A 20,154-nucleotide genomic window follows, 5' to 3' on the forward strand; every position below is an offset into this window, starting at 1 on the left:
CGGCCGGAGGCACGTTCACCGGCCCAGCAGCAGGTCGGACGTGCGCGGCGTGAGCATCGAATCGAGCACGACGCACGCCGCGCCGACCGCACCGACATCGTCGCCCACCACCGTGCTCTGCACCGGGAGCGCCCGGACGGCTCGCGTCGCGCTGGACCGCGCGAGCCGCGCGGCGACCTCCGGCAGCGACAGGTCGGCGAGGCGTCTCCAGAACGGACCGCCGAACACCACCCGGTCCACGTCGAGCAGGTCCGTGAGCACGAGCGTCAGCGTCGCCAGGTGTTCGGCGGCACGCTGCACGACAGCCCCCGCCGACGCCTCCCCGGCCACGGCCCTGACACACAGTTCGGTGAGGCTCGCGTCGAGTGCGGCCCTGTCCCCGGGGCGCCGACCTCCGGCGAGAACCCCGAGCTGCTCCGCCCGTTCCACGATCGCCTCGGGGGTGCACACCACGTCGACGCAGCCCCGCGAGCCGCACGCACACCTCGGCCCCTCCGGATCGACCACGATGTGCCCGATCTCCCCGAGGTTGCGGGTGCTGCCACGCACCGCCTCGCCGTCTCGCACCACGGCGGCGCCGAGGCCGGTACCGAGATAGAGGAACACGAACGAGTCGTCGGACGGCCCGCGCCGCGTCCACAGCTCGCCGACAGCCGCTGCCGTGGTGTCCTTCTCCAGCACGACCGGCAAGCCGATCGCGGCCGCCAGATCGTCCTGCAGTGCCACCCGGTGCCAGCCGGGCAGCTTGGGAGGATCGATGACCGTGCCCCGGGTGGCGTCGAGCGGTCCCGGAGCAGCCACGCCCACCCCCGCGATCCGCTCGCGCGGCACTCCCGAGCCCTCGACGAGCTCCTCGATCTGCGCCGCGAGATCGGCCAGGATCAACGAGGGGGCCTCAGCGGGCGTCGCCATGCTCGACCGCCGCACGACCTCCCCGGCGAGGTCGAGCAGCACGAAGGTCGTCACCGCCGGATCGAGGTGCACGCCGACCGCGAACCTGCTCTCCTCCACCAGCCGCAGCATGACCCGCGGCTTGCCCGGTCCGCTGATGGTCCGACCGGCTTCCCGGATGAGCCCCTCGTCGAGCAGCCGGCGCGTGATGTTCGTCACGGTCTGGGCCGAGAGCCCGGTGACCTGCGCCAGCTCGATACGGCTCAGCCCATCGACCGCATGCCGGACCGCCTCGAGGATGACCGACTGGTTGAAGTCGCCCATCCGCGGAAGGTTGGTTCCCCGCCGTGTACCCATCGTTCGATGATCCTCCTCACGCGTCGCTGCGCGTGTCCCCCAAAATACCTACAGACAAGGTGTTGACGACCCCGCAGACTGAAGGGGACGCTTCGCGTTCGGCTGGTCTCTCTGTCCCAGGGTAGACAGACGTTGATCGGCCACCAGCGGACGGTTTTCGGGTAACTGTCCGCACGGCGAGGGGCAGGCGATATCGCCGCCCCTCGCCCACTCTCCTCACGAGTGCCGTGCGGGCTCGCTGCCCGCCTCGCGCACGATCTCGTGCCACAGGTCGACCGAGTCGTCGTCCGCCGCGCGCCGTCCGGCACGACCCACCACGGTGACCGCCACCAGGGGGTCTTTGGCGGAGCGGATGATGATGCGACCGGTCCCCGCCGAGCGCAGCACCTGCGCCAGCTCGTCCCGGATCTCGATCCGTCGGTCCTCACCGATGCCGTCCAGCCCGCCCTCGTCGAACACCGTCACCGATGCACCGCGTCGACGGGCGGCCTCGATCGCATCGCGGACGTCGTCGTTCAGCAGGTCCGCCCCGCGCAGCTCGTCGCGCAGCCGCCCCTCCGCCAGTCGCGCCTCCAGCCGCTCGTCCTCGTCCAGCGCACCGCGCGTGGCGACGACCCGACTCAGCACGGGCCCGGCGACGGCGAGGGCGAACTGCGTGCGCAGCCGCCGCTCCCGCTGCCGCACGCGCTGCGTGGCGTGCCAGGCCGACACCGCCTGCTGGATCTCGGAGAGCCGCTCCGTGTCCCTGACCGCCCTGTCCCAGAACATCACCAGGAGCTGCGCGACCACCACCCACATGATCGAGCCGACCACGCCCAGGTTCAGAGCGACGCCGACGCCGAGCGCCGCGGACGCCGTGGCGACCAGGATCGCCAGGGCCGACCACCCGATGACGGGTCGCCGCCGAACGACGCACACGACGGCCAGCAACCCGAGGCCGCCGATGTACCACGTGGCGAACGGTGCCGTACGGTCGGCGGGGTCGAGGGACACGGTGACCAGGACCGGGATCACCGCGGTCGCCGCCAGCGCGAGCAGCGACGTCCACAGCGGCATCCGCACGGTCGCGGGATGGCCGAGGATCGCGACGGTGACCACCGCGAGGAACAGTCCGATACCGAGCACCATGAGCAGCGGTGCCGTCGGCTGCTCGATCCACCAGACACCGCGCGCGACGAAGTACAGCGCGAAGCCCACGGCCAGCGACGTCGCGATACTGCGCACCGTCCGGTTCACGAGCGCTCCCATCCGAGCGTGACCGTCGTGCCGTCCTCATCCGACACGATCTGCGCGGTGCCGGCGACACCGGCCATGCGCGCGAGGATCGATGCGCGGATGCCCAGCCGATCGGGGCCGATCGCGTCGACGTCGAAGCCGGGACCGTGGTCGGAGATCGTGACCGCGATCCCCTCGTCGCCGTGGCCTTCCGCGACGATGTGCAGTCCCCGTCCGTGCGCGTGCGTCACCGCGTTGCCGATCGCCTGCCGCGCCGCGAGCACCAGTGCTCTGGCGGCACGTCCGGGGATGAGGCCGATGCCTCCGCGCTCCTCGACGATGGCGTCCGCGCCGAGCTCCGACAGCGCCCGGCGCAGCTCGACGACGATCTGTGCGGTGCCGACCGGTTCGTCGCTGCCCTCCTCCGCCACCGCGGCCTCCGTGTTGGCCAGCCGCGTCAGCGCCTCCCTGGCCATCGCGACCGCGAGCTCCTGTGCCCTCTCCCCGTCCGCACGCTCCGCGGCGATCAGCGCGGCGAGCACGCTGTCGTGCATGAGCGCCGACATCGCCACCCGCTCCTCCTCCGCGGCGGCCGCGGCGGCCGCAGTGGCGTAGGACGCCACCGCCGTGCCCCTCGCCTCGTCGACGCCCCCCGCCACCGACCGGAACATCCAGCCGAGCGACACGATGACCACGCCCAGGATCAGCGTGAACGACACGTCGAACGCGGTCGTGACCCAGAACTCGCGCGAGAACCCGCCCTGCACCAGCCGGACGTAGCCGTACACGAACGGCACGCCCACCGCCCACGCGAACTGCAGCCGCAGCGGGAAGGCCAGCATCGCGGCGACCACCCCGACGTTCACCAGGAAGAAGATCCAGGGTTGTGCGCCGGCGACCTTGTCGGCGGGATCGACGACGACGGGCCACGCGGCGAGCGCGACCACGTAGACCACCGCGAAGATCCCCGCCGCGACGCGTACCGCGCGGCCGACCAGGCACGCCACGAGCATGACGATGAGCGGGACGAAGACGACCACGAGCAGGAGCATGTGCGGCACATCGGCCCTGGACAGGGTCGCGATCGCGGCGATGAGCGCCTGCACGCCGAGCACCGCCGAGCCCAGCGCCACCACGATCGCGAGGATCCGCTCCATCCGCTTCGACGTGAAGCGCTCGAAACCGCTCTCCACGCTGCCGGGTGACGGGATCTTGCTCCAGGCGTCGCGGACGCTGAGCGGCTCAGTGGGCACTCGGCGCCCCGTCGGCGGCCACGATGCCGTCCTCCATCGCCCGTCGCAACAGGTCGACCTTGGTGGGGGCGGGCCGCCCGACCTCGACGTACTTGACCCGGATGCGGGTGATGTTCTCCTTCGCGGTGGAGTAGGCGACGCCGAGCCGCTCGGCGACCGCCTTCAGCGGCAGCCCCGTGGCATACAGCCGCAGGACCTCGCGCTCTCGCGTGGAGAGCTGGGCATCCGCGAAGGCCCGGTCGCCATCCACCGCGCTCGCCCACTCGACATTGTTCAGCGCCTCGCCCTGGGCGACCGTGCGGATCGCGTCGAGCACGTCGTCGAGGGACGAGGACTTGCTGACCACGCCGGCGGCACCCGCCGCGAGCGCCTCCCGCACCGCGGCCGGCCGGTCGGCGACGCTGTGGATGACCACGCTCGCCCCGTCTGCCACGAGCGAGGTGACGTTCTCGGTGACGGTCGTCCCGTCACCGAGGGTGAGGTCGAGCACCACCACGTCGGCGGGCGGTACGACCGCGCTGGACCGCCACGTCAGATACGACCCCACCGTGCTGCCGGAGAACACCACGGTCTGCCCGTCGCGGGCGAACGCGGCCTCGAGACCGAGGCGGACGGACTCGTGGTCGTCGATGAGGGCGACGGTGCTCATGCCCACAGCCTACTGAGTCCCGCTCGCGGGTCGCCGCGCCGTCAGCGGGTGAGGAGCGCGACGACCTCGAAGTGATGCGAGTGCGGGAACAGGTCGAAGCCGCGCAGCGTCCCCACCCGCCACCCGAGCTCGCGGAACGTGCCGAGGTCGCGGGCGAGCGCCACGGGGTCGCACGCCACGTACACGACCGCCTCCGGGGCGAGAGCGTGCACACCCTCGACGACCGCGCGACCCGCACCGGCGCGCGGCGGGTCGAGCACCACGGCGCCCGTACGGCCGCGGCTCGACGCGCCGGAGAGGAAACGGTCGACCCTGGCGGTCACCGCCGACACCTCGACCGGAGCGAGATTGACCTTGGCGTGCTCGGTCGCCCGCCTGCTCGACTCGACGGTGACGATGTCGGTGCCGCCCAGATCCGCCAGCGTGCGGGCGAACAGTCCCACCCCGCCGTACAGGTCGTAGTGCGTCGCACCCGGGTCCACCCGCCCGTCGAGCAGCCCGTAGACGGCGGCGTCGAGCACCGAGGCCGCGCGCGGGTGCACCTGCCAGAAGCCGCCGGCGTCGACCTGGAACACACGGTCGCCCACGCGCTCGTGCACGACCTCGGGCGCGGGTCGGCGGCCTCGGCGCGGCGCCCGCCGCTCGGACTCGGGGTGACGCAGCACCCGGACCTCGCCGTCGGTCGGCTCGACGAGCTCGATGCGGCCCGGCTCACCACCGTCGAGCGCGAGAGCGGCGGCCTCGACCGCCGGCCGCGCAAGCGGGTACGAGCCGACCGGCACCACGCGGTGGCTGCGCGCCGCGAACGGGCCGACGACACCGCGGTCGTCCACGTGCAGGGTCACCCTGGTGCGCCAGCGCGCGCCATCTCCGGACTCCACGGCCTCGATCTCCGGCGCCTCCAGCCCGGCGCCGGCGAAGCGGTCGAACGCCTCGCTCAGCACCTGGCGCTTCAGGACACGCTGCTGCCCGAGCTCGATGTGGCCCAGGTCGGCGCCGCCCGGACGGTCGGCGGGGTCGCGCGACACGTCGGCCTCCGGCCACAGGTGCGGGCGCCGGTGCGGGGAGGCCTCGACCACCTCGACCGTCTCGGCGCGCCAGAAGCTGCGCGTCTCCGCGTCCGCAGCACCCGCGGGGGTGAGCAGCCGCGCCCGCACGCGCTCTCCGGGGATCGCGTCGGAGACGAACACCACACGACCCTCGTGACGGGCGACGAAGGTCCCTCCGTGGGCGATGCCGGTGATGTCGAGTTCGAGCACGTCGGCTGCGGAGGAAGTCATCCTTCGAGGATACGGTGGTGCACATGCGCGTCTGCCTTGCCTCCACGTCTCCCGCCCGGCTCATGCTGCTGCGCCAGGCCGGCATCGAGCCGCTCACCCTCGCGCCGGATGTCGACGAGGACGCCCTCGCCGCCGCGGCCGAGGAGCGCGTGGGCCCGCTCGCACCCGCCGACCTGGTGCTGCTGCTCGCCAGGGCCAAGGCGGCGGCCGTCGCCGAGCGGCTGAGCGCCGACGGCGACTTCGACGGCCTGGTGATCGGCGGCGACTCGATGTTCGAGCTCGCCGGACGCGTGTACGGGAAGCCGTATACCCCCGAGGAGGCGACGCGCCGCTGGCAGGAGATGCGCGGCGCCACCGGGGTGCTGCACTCCGGGCACTCCGTCTTCCGGGTCTCCCCCGGCGCGACCCCGGTGGAGGCGACCGCCGTCGCGGAGGCCGCGGTGACCTTCGCCGACGACCTGGACGACGCGGAGATCGCCGCCTATGTCGCGTCGGGTGAGCCCCTGCTCGTGGCCGGTGCCTTCACGGTCGACAGCCTCGGCGGTGCCTTCATCACCCGTGTGGAGGGCGACCCGTCCACCGTGGTCGGCATGTCCCTGTCGACCGTGCGCCGCCTGGCGGGTGAGCTCGGGGTCCGCTGGACCGACCTGTGGTCGTAGACTCCCCTCCACGTTTTCAATTGTTTCTTGTCGAGAGTCGTCAAAGGGATCGGGGGGCTACTCGCTAGGCTGGCAAGCATGCCTGCAATCGCCAAGGTGCTCATCGCCAACCGCGGCGAGATCGCCGTCCGCATCATCCGTGCCGCACGCGACTCCGGGATCGCCTCGGTCGCCGTCTACGCCGACCAGGACCGTGACGCGCTGCACGTGCGTCTCGCCGACGAGGCCTACGCGCTGAGCGGCTCGACCAGCGCCGAGACCTACCTCCAGATCGACAAGATCCTCTCCGTCGCCCGCCGCGCCGGTGCCGACGCCGTGCACCCCGGCTACGGCTTCCTCGCCGAGAACGCCGAGTTCGCACGAGCCGTGATCGACGCGGGCATCACCTGGATCGGCCCGTCGCCAGAGGCCATCGAGGCCCTCGGCGACAAGGTCACCGCGCGTCACGTCGCCGAGAAGGTCGGCGCCCCGCTCGCCCCCGGCACCCCCGGCCCCGTCGCCGGCGCCGACGAGGTCGTGGCGTTCGCGAAGGAGTACGGCCTGCCCATCGCCATCAAGGCCGCGTACGGCGGTGGCGGACGCGGGCTCAAGGTCGCCCGTGAGCTCGACGAGGTCGCCGAACTGTTCGAGTCGGCCACGCGCGAGGCGGTCGCGGCCTTCGGTCGCGGCGAGTGCTTCGTCGAGAAGTACCTCGACAAGCCGCGGCACGTCGAGACCCAGTGCCTGGCCGACGCCGCGGGCAACGTCGTCGTCATCTCCACGCGCGACTGCTCGCTGCAGCGCCGTCACCAGAAGCTCGTCGAGGAGGCTCCGGCCCCGTTCCTCACCCCGGAGCAGAACGAGCAGCTCTACACCGCGTCGAAGGCCATCCTCAAGGAGGTCGGCTACGTGGGCGCGGGGACGTGCGAGTTCCTGATCGGCGCCGACGGCACGGTCTCGTTCCTCGAGGTCAACACGCGCCTCCAGGTCGAGCACCCGGTGTCGGAGGAGGTCACGGGCATCGACCTCGTGCGCGAGCAGTTCCGCATCGCCGCGGGCGGCACCATCGACTACGACGACCCCCAGCCGCAGGGCCACTCGATCGAGTTCCGCATCAACGGCGAGGACCCGGGTCGCGGCTTCCTCCCCCAGCCGGGCCCGATCCACGTGTTCAAGACGTTCGGCGGCCCCGGGATCCGCCTCGACTCCGGCGTGACCGCTGGCGACTCCGTCTCTGGCGCCTTCGACTCCCTGCTCGCGAAGATCATCGTCACCGGCAAGGACCGGGCCGAGGCGCTCGAGCGCTCGCGCCGCGCCCTGGACGAGTTCGAGGTCGCGGGTCTCCCCACCGTCATCCCGTTCCACCGCAAGGTGGTGCGCGACGCCGCCTTCACGGCGGAGGACGGCGACTTCGGCGTCTACACGCGCTGGATCGAGACCGAGTTCGACAACGACATCCCCGCGTGGGACGGCGAACTGGAGTCCCCCGCCGCCGCAGGTGCTCGGCACACGGTGGTCGTCGAGGTCGGGGGCAAGCGCCTCGAGGTGAGCCTCCCCGACCGCGTCGCGGTCTCCGCCGGCTCGTCCGGACGGCCCGCTGTCGTGCCGCCGTCGCGCCGCAGCCACACGACCACCGCGAACGCCGGCGCCTCCGGCGACGCCGTCAAGTCGCCCATGCAGGCCACCGTCGTGAAGGTCGCGGTCGAAGACGGCCAGCAGGTCGTCAAGGGCGACCTGGTCGTCGTGCTCGAGGCCATGAAGATGGAGCAGCCGCTGCAGGCGCACAAGGACGGCGTCGTGGGCAACATCAACGCCGACGCCGGGGCCACGGTGTCCGCCGGGCACCAGCTCCTCACCATCAGCTGACACCCGGAACACACAGGAAAGGGCACCCCGCCGCAGCGGGGTGCCCTCTCCTGTGTGCCCGGAGGAGCGGGACTCAGGAGATGTTCACCAGGTGCATGGCCCGGCTCGCATCGGTGATGCTGCTGGACAGCGACGGGTACGCCGCGAACACGCGCGAGACCTGGTCGACCGTGAGGCGCCGTTCGACGGCGATCGCGATCGGGTAGATCAGCTCGGACGCCTTCGGCGCGACGATCACGCCGCCGATCACGGTGCCGGAGCCCTTGCGGGCGATGAGCTTGACGAACCCGTCCTTGATGCCCATCATCTTCGCGCGCGGGTTGGCGGCGAGGGGCAGCTTGTAGACCATGCCGTCGGCCAGGCCGTCCTCCACGTCCTTCACCCCGTAGCCGACCGTGGCGATCTCCGGGGCGGTGAAGATGTTCGACGTGATCTTGATGAGCTCGAGCGGGATCACGATGTCGCCGAGGGCATGGAACACCGCCGTGCGGCCCTGCATCGAGGCCACCGAGGCCAGGGGGAAGAAGTTCGTGCAGTCGCCCACCGCGTACACGTTCGGCACCGACGTGCGGGCCACCCGGTTCACGCGCACGTGGCCGGAGTCATCGAGCTCGACGCCCGCTTCCTCCAGCCCGATGCCCGCGGTGTTCGGGATCGAGCCGACCGCCATGAGGCAATGGCTGCCCTCGACCGTGCGGCCGTCGGACAGCGTCACCGTCACGCCGTCGCCCGTGACCTCCACCTTCTCGGCGCGGGACTTCGACAGCACCTGCATGCCGCCGCGCTTGAACACCTTCTCGAGCACCCGGGCGGCGTCCTGATCCTCGCCGGGGAGCACCTGCTCGCGGCTGGAGACGAGGGTGACCTTCGCGCCGAGGTTCATGTAGGCGGAGGCGAACTCGGCGCCGGTGACTCCGGAGCCGACCACGATGAGGTGCTCGGGAAGCGCCTTCATGTCGTACAGCTGCGTCCACGTGAGGATGCGCCTGCCGTCGGGCTTGGCGGAGTCGAGCTCGCGCGGCGACGCGCCGACAGCGACCACGATGGTGTCCGCCTCGACGCGGTCGAAGTCGGTGCCGCGCTCCCCCGTCGAGACGACGATCGCGTTCGGACCCTCCAGACGACCGTGGCCGGAGAGGATGCGCACGCCCGCGTCGAGAAGGGTCGTGCGCATGTCCTCGGACTGCTGCCCGGCCAGCGCGACCAGCCGCTTGTTGACCGCGGCGAGGTTGATCGCGATCTCGGGCTTGAGCGGCTTGCCGTTCTCGCCCTTCGCGTAGAAGTTCACGCCGAGATCGCTCGCCTCGGAGATCGCGACCGCGGCGTCGGCGGTCGCGATGAGGCTCTTCGACGGCACCACATCGGTGAGCACGGCCGAGCCGCCCACCCCCACGCGCTCGACCAGGGTGACCTCGGCGCCGAGCTGGGCGGCCGCCAGGGCCGCCTCGTAACCGCCGGGTCCGCCGCCGAGCACGGCGACGCGCTGAGTGCGCTCGAAAGTGGTGGAAGACATGCTTTCCATTCTTCCCCAATCCTGGCCCCCGAGCCTGCACCTTCCTAGAGTGGATCCATGCCTGAAACGCACAGCAACCCCCTCGACGACCCCTCCGCGAACCCGTTCGAGGTGGCCGCCGCGGCCGCCTCCGACATCGCGCGCCTCACCGGCGTCGAGAAGCACGACATCGCCCTCACGCTCGGCAGCGGCTGGGGCAAGGCCGCCGACCTCATCGGCGAGACGGTCGCCACGATCCCCGCGACCGAGGTCACCGGATTCTCCAAGCCCGCCCTCGAGGGACACGTCGGGACGCTGCGCAGCATCCGCACCCCCGGCGGGAAGAACGTGCTGGTGATCGGCGCGCGCACCCACTACTACGAGAACCACGGCGTGCGTCGCGTGGTGCACAGCGTGCGAACGGCCGCTGCGACGGGGGCGAAGATCATGGTGCTCACCAACGGTGCCGGCGGCATCCGCGAGACCTGGAAGCCCGGCCAGCCGGTGCTGATCAGCGACCACATCAACCTGACCGCCGACTCGCCGCTCGAGGGGGCGACGTTCATCGACCTCACCGACCTGTACGCGAAGCGTCTGCGCGACGTCGCTCGGAGCATCGACCCCGGCCTGGACGAGGGCGTCTACACGCAGTTCCGCGGTCCGCACTACGAGACCCCGGCCGAGGTGCAGATGGCGAAGGCGATCGGCGGGCACATCGTCGGCATGTCCACCGCGCTGGAGGCCATCGCGGCGCGCGAGGCGGGCATGGAGATCCTCGGGTTCTCGCTCATCACGAACCTCGCCGCCGGCATCCAGCAGACGCCGCTCAGCCATGCCGAGGTGATCGAGGCCGGGCGGGAGGCGGAGCCGGTGATCTCCGCGCTGCTGGCGAGGGTGGTCGAGGCCCTGTGAGCGAGGAGCGGCTCGCGCAGGCCCGCGCCTGGCTGCGGCAGGACCCCGACCCGCAGACCAGGGACGAACTCGCCGGCGTCGTGACCAGGGCCGCCGCGGGAGACGCCGCGGCCGTCGCCGACCTGGACGACCGCTTCGGCCGTCGGCTCGCGTTCGGCACGGCCGGACTGCGCGGTGAGCTCGGCGCCGGGAGCAACCGGATGAACAGGGTGCTCGTCGCCCAGGCCGCCGCCGGGTTCGCCGCGTACCTCCGCGAGCGCGCGGGGGCCGGCACGCCCACCGTCGTGATCGGCTACGACGGCCGACGCAACTCCCGGGTGTTCGCGCAGGACTCTGCCGAGCTCTTCGCCGGGGCGGGACTGCGCGCGATCCTGCTGCCGCGCCTGCTGCCGACCCCGGTGCTGGCCTTCGCCGTACGCCACCTCGACGCCGCCGCCGGCGTGATGGTGACGGCGAGCCACAACCCGCCGAACGACAACGGCTACAAGGTGTACCTCGGCGGCGCCGACCAGGGCTCGCAGATCGTGGCCCCCGCGGACGCCGAGATCGCCGCGCACATCCAGCGGGTCGCGGACGCCGGAGACGTGCGGTCGCTGCCGCGCTCCACGGAGTACGAGACGGCGCGCGAAGACGTGGTCGAGGCCTATATCGCCGCGACCGCCGCCGTGGCCCCGGCTCCGGACGACGCGGCCGGGCTGCGGTGGGTGTACACGGCCATGCACGGCGTGGGCTGGGAGACGGTGTCGCGCATCGTGAAGGCCGCGGGCTACCCGCAGCCGCTCGTGGTCGACGAGCAGCTGCGCCCCGACGCCACCTTCCGCACGGTGTCGTTCCCCAACCCGGAAGAGCCGGGAGCCATGGACCTCGCGTTCGCGAAGGCCCGGCGGACGCGCGCCGACCTCATCCTCGCGAACGACCCGGACGCCGACCGGCTCGCCGTGGCGATTCCCGACGACACCGCGCCGGAGGGCTGGCGCCGGCTCACCGGCAACGAGGTGGGCCTGCTGCTCGGCGCCCGCGCCGCCCGTGCGGCCGCCGGCACGCCCGGAGCCTCGCTGGCCTGCTCGCTGGTCTCCTCCCCCGGTCTCGGCGCGGTCGCCGCGCACCACGGCCTCGACTTCCACGAGACGCTCACCGGCTTCAAGTGGATCTCGCGGGCCCCGGGCATCGTGTTCGGTTTCGAGGAGGCGCTCGGCTACCTCGTGAACCCCGAGACCGTGCGGGACAAGGACGGCATCTCCGCCGCCGTGGCGCTGCTCGGGCTCGCCGCGGAGGCGCGCGGGCGCGGCGCGACCATCGCGGACCTGCTCCGCGAGCTCGGCGACACCTACGGGCACTTCGCGAGCGCCCAGGTGTCGGTGCGCGTGGCCGATCTGGCCCTCATCGGCACCGTCATGCTGGCGCTGCGGACCCTGCCGCCCACGCAGATCGGCGGGCGCTCCATCGCCTCGGCGGAGGACCTGCTGAACGCCGCGGACGGTCAGCCGTCGGGCGACGTGCTCCGGTACCGACTGAGCGACGGCTCGCGCGTCATCGTCCGCCCGAGCGGCACGGAGCCGAAGCTCAAGGTGTACATCGATGCGCGGGGCGACTCGGCGGAGGGAGCGGCTGCGGCCGTCGCCGAGCTCGAGGCCGGAGTGCGCGCCCTGCTGGACGAGCGCTCCTGACCATGCCCGAGCGGACCGTCGTCGTGAGCGCGCACAACGGCGTGCACGCGCGCCCGGTCGCCGAGATCGTCCGGCTCGTGCAGGCGCACGACCGCCCGGTGACGCTGCGCACCGCCGACGGGACGACCGTCGACCTGAGCAGCGTGCTGGCGGTCATGGACCTCGCGATCGTGCCGGGGGATGCCGTCGTGCTGGAGACGGCGGCATCCCCCGCCGCGGAGACGCTGCTGGACCGGCTCGCCGACGTGCTCGCACCACGGGGCTGAGCTCAGCCGTCGATCACCGCCACCAGCTCGTCGAGGAACGCCTCGAACGTGGTGCCGCGCCGCACGATGCGCTGCACGCTGTCGCGCTCGCTGAACACCTCGACGAGCTGCTCGAATACGGTCTGGAAGGCCGCGCGGTCGCCCTCGCTGAACGCGGCGAGCGCGACGACCTGCACGCGGGCGTCGCCCCAGGCCGCGGACCCCTCGGCGACCCCGATCGCGATCGCGGTGCGGGTGGCCGTCATCTGCAGCGCGTGCGGCACGGCGAGCGCGTCGGTGAACGCCGTGGACGACAGGCGTTCGCGCACGATCGTGTTCTCCACGTAGTCGTCGCCGATCAGTCCGGCCGCCACCAGCCGCGCGCCGAGGAGCCGGATGATCTCCTCCTCCCCCGCATCGGGCAGCGGGAAGACGTAGGCGTCGGGCAGGAAGTAGCGCGCCAGCTCGGCCCGCAGCCGCGTGAGACGCCGGCCGCGGCGGACGCGGGCCGCGGCCTGCTGCACGCGGTCGACGTCGGCGTCGGTGAGGAACGGCTGGATGCGCACGAACCGCTCACCGGGTGAGCCGGGCTCGATCGTGCTGAGCACCAGGTCGGTGTCGAACGACGCCCAGTCGGGGTCGACGTTCGTGACGACGCTCGTGACCTCGATCGCGGAGCCGAGGGAGCGGTCGACGCTCGATCGCAGCAGCTCGTGCAGCTCGTAATAGCCGGGGCACACGATCGTCGCCGTGAGGATCGACTCGGCCTTGCGGCTGCGCTCGAGACGCCCGCCGACGTGCATCGCGATGTAGGCGATCTCGTCGTCGTGGACGGGGGTGCCGAGGCGGTCGTGCAGCCCGCTCGCGATCGACACCGCCACCTCGAAGATCATCGGATACGTGGTCTTGAGCGACCGCGTGAGCGGGTTGCGCGTGAGGGCGCTCTCCTCCGCCCGTCGCCGCAGGTTCTGCACGTGCAGCGCGAGCCGCAGCACGAACGTCTCGTCGACCAGGTCGACCTGGAAGTCGTCCGCGGCCCTGGCGATCTCGGCCCGCACGGCCGCGTCGACCTCCGGCGCCACTCCGCTGCGCGCGACCTCGCGGGTCTCGTCGCCGCCCGGCGCCACGATGCGTGTGAGCACGAGGGACGCGAGGTGGGCGCTGTCGCCCTCGCCGAGCATCACGCCGAAGTGCTCGGCGGCGAGACGCGCGATCACCGCGCCCACGCGAGGGATCTCGGGCCTGGCCCCGGTCGGCGGCGTGTCGAGTGACCGCCCGGCGGCCACCCGCTCCGCGGCGATCGCGATGTGCAGCAGCACGTCGGCGATCGCGAGCTCGTTGACGTAGTAGCCGAGCTGTCCGAGCTCCCCCACCAGGGCCGACTTGAAGGGCGCGACCGCCCGCGGATCGACCGCCGTGCCGGACAGCGCGCGGCGGAACACCTCCGGGTGGAAGGACGCGTCGTCCATCTCGTCGTGCGCGAGCCGGCTGAGCAGCCGCCGCTGGGCCGCCTCGTCGCCACGCAGCCGCACGATCTCGCGCGAGCGGTCGAGGGTGAGGTCGGTGCCGTCGAGCAGACCGCGCACGCGCACGAGGTCGGCCTCCAGGGTGGCCTCGCTCACGTGCAGCTCGTCGGCGGCGTCGAACACGTCGACGCCCTCCGGCGCGTCGAGCAGCATGCGCACGAGCGCGTGCAACCGGTCGCGGGGCGTGGCCTCGCGGCCCTGGCGCACCCGTTGCGCGCCACGGGCGCCCGACCCCGCGCGATAGCCGGCGGGTCCCGACTCCACCACGGCCGCGCCGGGCGTGCGGGCGTTGAGGGCGGCGACGTACGACCGGATGCTCCGCGGGGTCACGCCGAGGAGGTCGGCCAGGCTCCCGGCGGTCGCCCAGCCTTCCTGCCGCAGCAGCAGCGCGAGGAGCTGATCCTGGCGCTGGCGCGACATGACTCCCCCTGCTCTGGCGTGCTGACCGCACTGTCTCGACGTGTCTCCATGATGTCAGCCCGACGGGCGGGGCGCGCGGAAACCGAGGTTCCGCAGGGGCGGAAAGGAACGTGTTGGCGCGACCCCGCTCCGCGTTCTCAGACTGTTCTCAGGAAAGGCGGCATCGATGAGGATCCTCGTGGTGTGCGGCGCTGGCGCGTCGAGCACGTTCGTCGCGCAGCGGTTGCGCAGGGCGGCGGAGTCCGTCGGCCTGGACTGGGATGCGGCGGCCGGAACGGAGAGCTCCGTCGCCGCAGGGCGCCACGACCTCGTGCTCATCGGCCCGCACCTCGGCGACCGGCTCGCCGACATCCGCCGCGTCGCCGACGGCCCGGTGGCGCTGCTGCCCGACGACGTCTTCGCCGACCGCGACGGCAGCCGCACCCTCCGGCTCGCCCGCTCGATCCTCGCCGACGCCGGCGAGACACCGAAAGGAACACCATGACCGCCACTCGCACCGTCCGGATCGGCTCCTCGCACGGCCTGCACGCCCGCCCCGCGAAGATCTTCGCGCAGGCGGCCAAGGATTCCGGTCTCGCCGTGACCATCGCGAAGGACTCCGGCAAGCCGGTCAACGCCGCCAGCATCCTCGGCGTCATCGCGCTCGCGGTCGAGCACGGCGACTACGTCACGCTCACGGCCGAGGGCGACGGCGCGGAGGACGTGCTGGACACGCTCACCGAGCTGCTGACCACCGATCACGATCAGGACGCGGCCGGATGAGCGAGCTGCGCGGGGTGGGAATCGGCCTCGGCGTCGCCCAGGGACCGGTCGTCCGGATGACCGAGGCGCTGCCGGCGCCGGACGACTCGCCCAGCACCGCGGGCGCCGATGCCGAGCGCGCGCGAGCCCGCGAGGCCGTCGCCACGGTGGCGCGGGAGCTGACCGCGCGCGGCGAGGCCGCCGGAGGAGCGGCGCAGGAGGTGCTCGAGGCGCAGGCCATGATCGCCGAGGACCCGACGCTGCAGGACGAGGTGGATGCCCGCATCGACGGCGGCGCCACCGCGGAGTGGGCCGTGCACGACGCGTTCGCCGGGTTCCGCGCGACGCTGGAGGCCGTGGGCGGCTACCTCGGGGAGCGCGCCGCCGACCTCGACGACATCGCCCAGCGCGTGCTCGCCCGCCTGCGCGGGGTCGACGCCCCCGGCGTGCCGAACCCCGGGCACCCGTTCGTGCTGGTCGCGCGCGACCTCGCCCCGGCGGACACCGCGCTGCTCGACCTCGACCAGGTGCTCGCGCTCATCACCACGGACGGCGGCCCCACGTCGCACACCGCGATCCTCGCCCGTGAGAAGGGCATCGTCGCGATCGTCGGGGCGTCCGAGGGCACCGCCCTCACCACGGGCGAGACCGTGATCGTCGACGCCGCTGCCGGGGTCGTGACCCGCGAGCCCAGCACCGAGGCCCTGGCCCGAGCCGCGGAGCGCGCCGCGGCCCGACGCTCGGCCGTCGATTCACCAGCCACTCCCGGCGCCCTCGCCGACGGCACGCCCATCGCGCTGCTGGCGAACCTGGGGAAGCCTGCGGACGCCGCCGATGCGGTCGCTCGGGGGGCCGAGGGCGTCGGGCTGTTCCGCACCGAGTTCCTGTTCCTCTCGGCGTCCCAGGCCCCGACGGTGGCGCAGCAGCGCGAGTCGTACCGCGAGCTCCTGGCGGCGTTCCCCGGCCGGAAGGTCGTGGTGCGCATGCTCGACGCGGGCGCCGACAAGCCCCTGGCCTTCCTCAACGACGCGCACGAGGAGAACCCGGCCCTGGGGCTCCGCGGCCTCCGGGCGCTGCGCGCGAGCGAGGACATCCTGCGCGAGCAGCTCACGGCGCTCGCGGAAGCCGACGCCGAGACCGACGCCGACCTGTGGGTCATGGCGCCCATGGTCGCGACGGTCGAGGAGACCGTGTACTTCACGGGACTCGCACGCGAGTACGGGCTGAAGACCGCCGGGGTCATGGTCGAGGTCCCGTCCAGCGCCCTGCTCGCCGACCGGGTGCTCGCCCACGCGGACTTCGCCTCGATCGGCACCAACGACCTGACGCAGTACACGATGGCGGCCGACCGCCTGCTCGGCTCGGTCGCGTCGTTCCAGGACCCGTGGCACCCCGCGGTGCTCCGCCTGGTGCGCGAGGTCGGCGCGGCCGGTGCCCGTCTCGGCAAGCCCGTTGGCATCTGCGGGGAGGCCGCGGCCGACCCCCTCCTCGCGGTCGTGCTCGTGGGTCTCGGGGCGACCAGTCTCTCGATGGCGCCGTCCGCGTTGGCCGACGTGCGCCGCGCCCTCTCCGAACGCACCGCGTCCGACGCGCTCAGCCTGGCGGAAGCCGCGCTGGACGCCGACGACGCCTCCTCCGCCCGAACCGCCGTGGCGACCCTCGCCGCGGCACTCCCCCCTCACCAGAAAGAGACGACATCATGACGACGACGTCACCTGCCGCCACGAGACCCGGCGGCCTCCGCCTGGGTGTCCAGCGCTTCGGCACCTTCCTCTCGGGCATGATCATGCCGAACATCGCGGCCTTCATCGCCTGGGGCTTCATCACGATGCTCTTCATCCCCGCCGGCTTCTTCGGCGCGGACAGCCCGTTCGGCTGGCACTGGGCCGGGGTCGCCGAGATCATCGGCGGCGGCGGCGACTCGGCCGTGATCGGCTGGCAGGGTGCCATGACCGCCGTGGCCGAGGGTGACGGCGGCAACATCCTGGCGTACGTCGGGCTGGTCGGCCCGATGGTCACGTACCTGCTGCCGCTGCTGATCGCCAACACCGCGGGCCGCCTGGTCTACGGCGAGCGCGGTGGCGTCGTGGCCACGATCGCCACGGTCGGCGTGATCGTCGGCACGAACATCCCGATGTTCCTCGGCGCCATGATCATGGGACCGATCGCCGCATGGCTCACGAAGCAGATGGATCGCCTGTGGGACGGCAAGATCCGCCCCGGGTTCGAGATGCTCGTGAACAACTTCTCGGCGGGCATCCTCGGCATGATCCTCGCGATCGTCGGCTTCTTCGCGTTCGGACCGGTCATGCTCGGCATCAGCACCGCGCTGGGGGCCGCCGTCGACTGGCTCGTCGGGCTGAACCTGCTGCCGCTGGTGTCGATCATCGTCGAGCCCGCGAAGGTGCTGTTCCTCAACAACGCCATCAACCACGGCGTGTTCACCCCGCTCGGCATCGAGCAGGCGACCGAGACCGGCAAGTCGATCCTGTTCCTCATCGAGGCGAACCCCGGTCCCGGCATCGGCCTGCTGCTGGCGTTCAGCTTCTTCGGGGTCGGCGCCGCGCGGGCGTCCGCGCCCGGTGCCGCGATCATCCAGTTCTTCGGCGGCATCCACGAGATCTACTTCCCGTACGCGCTGAGCAAGCCGGCGACGATCCTCGCGCTCATCGCGGGTGGAGCGACCGGTGTCACGACCAATATGCTCCTCGGCGGCGGGCTCGCCTTCCCCGCGGCGCCCGGCAGCATCATCGCGGTGACCGCCGCGGCGATCGGCCCCGGCGTCGCGAACCTGCTCGTGGTCTACCTGTCCGTCATCCTCGCCGCGGCCGTCACGTTCCTGCTCACCGCCGTGATCCTGCGGGCCTCGCGCAAGCGCGACCTCGCGGCGGAGGGCGACACGTTCGGTGCGGCGATCGCGCAGACCGAGGCGAACAAGGGCAAGTCGTCCGCTGCGATGGACGCGCTGCGCACCTCGTCGGGCGCTGCGACAGCCACCGCCGCGACCGAGGCGCCCGCGACCGCGGTCGCCGACCGGCCGATCTCCACGATCGTGTTCGCGTGCGACGCCGGCATGGGCTCCTCGGCCATGGGTGCCAGCGTGCTCCGCAACAAGATCAAGAAGGCCGGGATCGAGGGCGTCACCGTGACCAACGCGGCGATCGCGAACCTCGACGGCACCGCCGACCTGGTGATCACGCAGCAGCAGCTCACGGAGCGGGCGCAGACGAAGTCGCCGAACTCCATCCATGTCTCCGTCGACAACTTCATGAACTCGCCGAAGTACGAAGAGGTCGTCGAGATGGTCAGGGAACAGCGAAAGGACGAAGAATGAGCGTGCTCACCCTCGAGCAGATCCGGATCCACCCGTCGGGTGCGACGCGGGACGACGCCCTCCAGGAGGCGACGGACATCCTCGTCGCCGCCGGAGCGGTCACCCCCGCCTACGTCGACGCGATGCGGCAGCGCGAGCAGACCGTGTCGACCTACATGGGCAACGGGCTCGCGATCCCGCACGGCACCAACGACGCGAAGGACGCCATCCTGGCCTCGGCCCTCTCGGTCGTGCGCTACGACGGCGGCGTCGACTGGGACGGCGAGCAGGCGACCTTCGTCATCGGCATCGCCGGTGTCGGGGACGAGCACCTGGAGATCCTGTCGCGCATCGCGATCCTGTTCTCGGACGAGGACGACGTCGCGAAGCTCGCCGCGGCGCAGACCCCGGAGGAGCTCTACACGCTCCTGTCGGAGGTGAACGAGGCATGAAGGCGGTCCACTTCGGGGCCGGCAACATCGGGCGCGGATTCGTCGGCCTGCTGCTGCACGAGGGCGGGTACGAGGTCGTGTTCTCGGATGTCGCCGGGGCTCTCGTCGACGCCATCAACGCGGTCGACGAGTACACCGTGCACGAGGCCGGCCCCGGGGGGACCGATCACGTCGTCACCGGGTTCCGCGCGGTGAACAGCCGCACCGACCCCGATGCCGTCGCGGAGGAGGTGGCGACCGCGGACGTCGTCACCACGGCCGTGGGACCGACGGTGCTGCGCTTCGTGGCGCCGTCGATCGTCGCGGGGCTCGCGCTCCGCTCCCCCTCGGCCGCGCCGCTGCAGGTCATGGCGTGCGAGAACGCGATCGGCGCCACCGACCAGCTGCGCGCCGAGGTCGCCGCGGCCGCCGGGGCAGACGCCGAGGCCCTGCTGTCGCGCGCGGTGTTCGCGAACACCGCGGTGGACCGCATCGTGCCCGCGCAGCCCGAGGGCGCGGGCGTCGACGTCACGGTGGAGCCGTACGTGGAGTGGGCCATCGAGTCGGGGCCGTTCGGGGACGCGCCGCCGCACATCCCGGGGGCGCACTTCGTCGCGGACCTCGCGCCGTACATCGAGCGCAAGCTGTTCACGGTGAACACGGGACACGCCGCGACCGCGTACTTCGGCGCTCGCGCGGGCATCGAGCGCATCTCGGACGCGCTGGCCGACCCCGACATCGCCGCCCGGGTGTCCGCGGCCCTGCAGGAGACATCGGCCGTGCTCGCGGCGGTGCACGGTCTCGATCCGGCCGAGCTCGCCGCGTACCGCGCCACGATCCTCGACCGGTTCCGCAACCCGGAACTGGTCGACACGGTGCAGCGCGTGGGGCGGCAGCCGCTGCGCAAGATCTCCCGCCACGAGCGTTTCATCGGCCCCGCCGCGATGGCCGCGGAGCGCGGGCTGCCGACCGGGGCGCTGGTGGCCGCCGTCGCCGCCGCTCTCGAGTTCGACGACCCCGCGGATGAGCAGTCCGTCGAGCTCCAGGCGCTCCTGCGCAGCGAGGACGCCGGAGCGTTCACGACCCGCGCCACCGGACTCGACCCCGAACACCCGCTGTACGACGCGGTGCGCGAGGCCGTCGCCGCCCGGCAGGCCGTCCTGCGCGACACCTGATCCGCCGCCGCGACCGTCCACGACGCGCCCCCGCGCACCGCTACGATCGGTGCGCGGGGGCGTTTTTTCGAGCACAGCGACGT

The 20,154-nt window shown here is 72.4% G+C and carries 18 protein-coding genes; 11 read left to right on the forward strand and 7 right to left on the reverse strand.

The window, feature by feature from the left end; translation table 11 throughout:
- Positions 1 to 15: 15 nt before the first annotated feature.
- The 5 genes from KV394_RS16575 to KV394_RS16595 all read right to left on the reverse strand — a co-directional run bounded on the left by KV394_RS16575 (position 16) and on the right by KV394_RS16595 (position 5,645).
- The gene (locus KV394_RS16575) at positions 16 to 1,248 is read right to left on the reverse strand and encodes an ROK family transcriptional regulator (RefSeq protein ID WP_247981931.1); all 1,233 of its coding nucleotides are present in this window, start codon (positions 1,246 to 1,248) and stop codon (positions 16 to 18) included.
- Between the two features lie 216 nt (positions 1,249 to 1,464).
- Complete coding sequence (locus KV394_RS16580; RefSeq protein WP_247981932.1) at positions 1,465 to 2,496, reverse strand: DUF962 domain-containing protein; 1,032 nt, start codon at positions 2,494 to 2,496, stop codon at positions 1,465 to 1,467.
- Positions 2,481 to 3,716 (reverse strand): sensor histidine kinase, encoded by a 1,236-nt coding sequence (locus tag KV394_RS16585; RefSeq protein ID WP_136036327.1) that lies wholly within the window; start codon positions 3,714 to 3,716, stop codon positions 2,481 to 2,483. The genes KV394_RS16580 and KV394_RS16585 overlap by 16 nt, the downstream gene beginning before the upstream one ends.
- Positions 3,706 to 4,365 carry a response regulator transcription factor gene (locus KV394_RS16590; protein ID WP_247981933.1) on the reverse strand — a complete coding sequence of 220 codons (660 nt, stop codon included), beginning with the start codon at positions 4,363 to 4,365 and terminating at the stop codon, positions 3,706 to 3,708. The genes KV394_RS16585 and KV394_RS16590 overlap by 11 nt, the downstream gene beginning before the upstream one ends.
- A gap of 41 nt (positions 4,366 to 4,406) precedes the next feature.
- The gene (locus KV394_RS16595) at positions 4,407 to 5,645 is read right to left on the reverse strand and encodes a class I SAM-dependent RNA methyltransferase (protein ID WP_247981934.1); all 1,239 of its coding nucleotides are present in this window, start codon (positions 5,643 to 5,645) and stop codon (positions 4,407 to 4,409) included.
- A gap of 23 nt (positions 5,646 to 5,668) precedes the next feature.
- On the opposite strand from KV394_RS16595, the gene KV394_RS16600 reads away from it, so the two are divergent.
- Both KV394_RS16600 and KV394_RS16605 read left to right on the forward strand, forming a co-directional pair.
- On the forward strand, positions 5,669 to 6,304 hold the full coding sequence (locus tag KV394_RS16600; RefSeq protein WP_241115746.1) for a Maf family protein: 636 nt from the start codon (positions 5,669 to 5,671) through the stop codon (positions 6,302 to 6,304).
- A gap of 78 nt (positions 6,305 to 6,382) precedes the next feature.
- Positions 6,383 to 8,149, forward strand: coding sequence for an acetyl/propionyl/methylcrotonyl-CoA carboxylase subunit alpha (locus KV394_RS16605; protein ID WP_136030327.1), 1,767 nt, complete (start codon positions 6,383 to 6,385; stop codon positions 8,147 to 8,149).
- Between the two features lie 73 nt (positions 8,150 to 8,222).
- Here the strand turns inward: KV394_RS16605 and KV394_RS16610 are convergent, their stop codons facing one another.
- Positions 8,223 to 9,671, reverse strand: a complete 1,449-nt coding sequence (locus KV394_RS16610; protein ID WP_136030329.1) for an NAD(P)H-quinone dehydrogenase — start codon at positions 9,669 to 9,671, stop codon at positions 8,223 to 8,225.
- Positions 9,672 to 9,719: 48 nt separating this feature from the next.
- On the opposite strand from KV394_RS16610, the gene KV394_RS16615 reads away from it, so the two are divergent.
- From KV394_RS16615 to KV394_RS16625, 3 genes are read left to right on the forward strand one after another with little or no spacing between them, the layout of a single operon-like run.
- Positions 9,720 to 10,553 carry a purine-nucleoside phosphorylase gene (locus KV394_RS16615; protein ID WP_136045840.1) on the forward strand — a complete coding sequence of 278 codons (834 nt, stop codon included), beginning with the start codon at positions 9,720 to 9,722 and terminating at the stop codon, positions 10,551 to 10,553.
- The gene (locus KV394_RS16620) at positions 10,550 to 12,220 is read left to right on the forward strand and encodes a phospho-sugar mutase (RefSeq protein ID WP_247981935.1); all 1,671 of its coding nucleotides are present in this window, start codon (positions 10,550 to 10,552) and stop codon (positions 12,218 to 12,220) included. The genes KV394_RS16615 and KV394_RS16620 overlap by 4 nt, the downstream gene beginning before the upstream one ends.
- Before the next feature lie 2 nt (positions 12,221 to 12,222).
- Positions 12,223 to 12,486, forward strand: a complete 264-nt coding sequence (locus KV394_RS16625; protein WP_136030335.1) for an HPr family phosphocarrier protein — start codon at positions 12,223 to 12,225, stop codon at positions 12,484 to 12,486.
- Positions 12,487 to 12,488: 2 nt separating this feature from the next.
- On the opposite strand, the gene KV394_RS16630 is transcribed toward KV394_RS16625, so the two are convergent.
- Complete coding sequence (locus KV394_RS16630) at positions 12,489 to 14,411, reverse strand: BglG family transcription antiterminator (RefSeq protein WP_206253138.1); 1,923 nt, start codon at positions 14,409 to 14,411, stop codon at positions 12,489 to 12,491.
- Positions 14,412 to 14,577: 166 nt separating this feature from the next.
- Between KV394_RS16630 and KV394_RS16635 the strand changes: the two genes are divergently transcribed.
- From KV394_RS16635 to KV394_RS16660, 6 genes are read left to right on the forward strand one after another with little or no spacing between them, the layout of a single operon-like run.
- On the forward strand, positions 14,578 to 14,895 hold the full coding sequence (locus tag KV394_RS16635) for a PTS sugar transporter subunit IIB (RefSeq protein WP_136030339.1): 318 nt from the start codon (positions 14,578 to 14,580) through the stop codon (positions 14,893 to 14,895).
- The gene (locus tag KV394_RS16640; protein ID WP_136030342.1) at positions 14,892 to 15,173 is read left to right on the forward strand and encodes an HPr family phosphocarrier protein; all 282 of its coding nucleotides are present in this window, start codon (positions 14,892 to 14,894) and stop codon (positions 15,171 to 15,173) included. Before KV394_RS16635 ends, KV394_RS16640 begins: the two co-directional genes overlap by 4 nt.
- Positions 15,170 to 16,855 (forward strand): phosphoenolpyruvate--protein phosphotransferase, encoded by a 1,686-nt coding sequence (gene ptsP, locus KV394_RS16645; protein ID WP_247981936.1) that lies wholly within the window; start codon positions 15,170 to 15,172, stop codon positions 16,853 to 16,855. Before KV394_RS16640 ends, ptsP begins: the two co-directional genes overlap by 4 nt.
- The gene (locus KV394_RS16650) at positions 16,852 to 18,486 is read left to right on the forward strand and encodes a PTS mannitol transporter subunit IICB (RefSeq protein WP_136030346.1); all 1,635 of its coding nucleotides are present in this window, start codon (positions 16,852 to 16,854) and stop codon (positions 18,484 to 18,486) included. Before ptsP ends, KV394_RS16650 begins: the two co-directional genes overlap by 4 nt.
- Positions 18,483 to 18,917, forward strand: coding sequence for a PTS sugar transporter subunit IIA (locus tag KV394_RS16655; protein WP_136030348.1), 435 nt, complete (start codon positions 18,483 to 18,485; stop codon positions 18,915 to 18,917). The genes KV394_RS16650 and KV394_RS16655 overlap by 4 nt, the downstream gene beginning before the upstream one ends.
- Complete coding sequence (locus tag KV394_RS16660; protein WP_136035780.1) at positions 18,914 to 20,071, forward strand: mannitol-1-phosphate 5-dehydrogenase; 1,158 nt, start codon at positions 18,914 to 18,916, stop codon at positions 20,069 to 20,071. Before KV394_RS16655 ends, KV394_RS16660 begins: the two co-directional genes overlap by 4 nt.
- Positions 20,072 to 20,154 lie beyond the last annotated feature (83 nt).

It is taken from the genome of Microbacterium sufflavum, from assembly GCF_023101165.1.
Taxonomy (GTDB): domain Bacteria; phylum Actinomycetota; class Actinomycetes; order Actinomycetales; family Microbacteriaceae; genus Microbacterium; species Microbacterium sufflavum.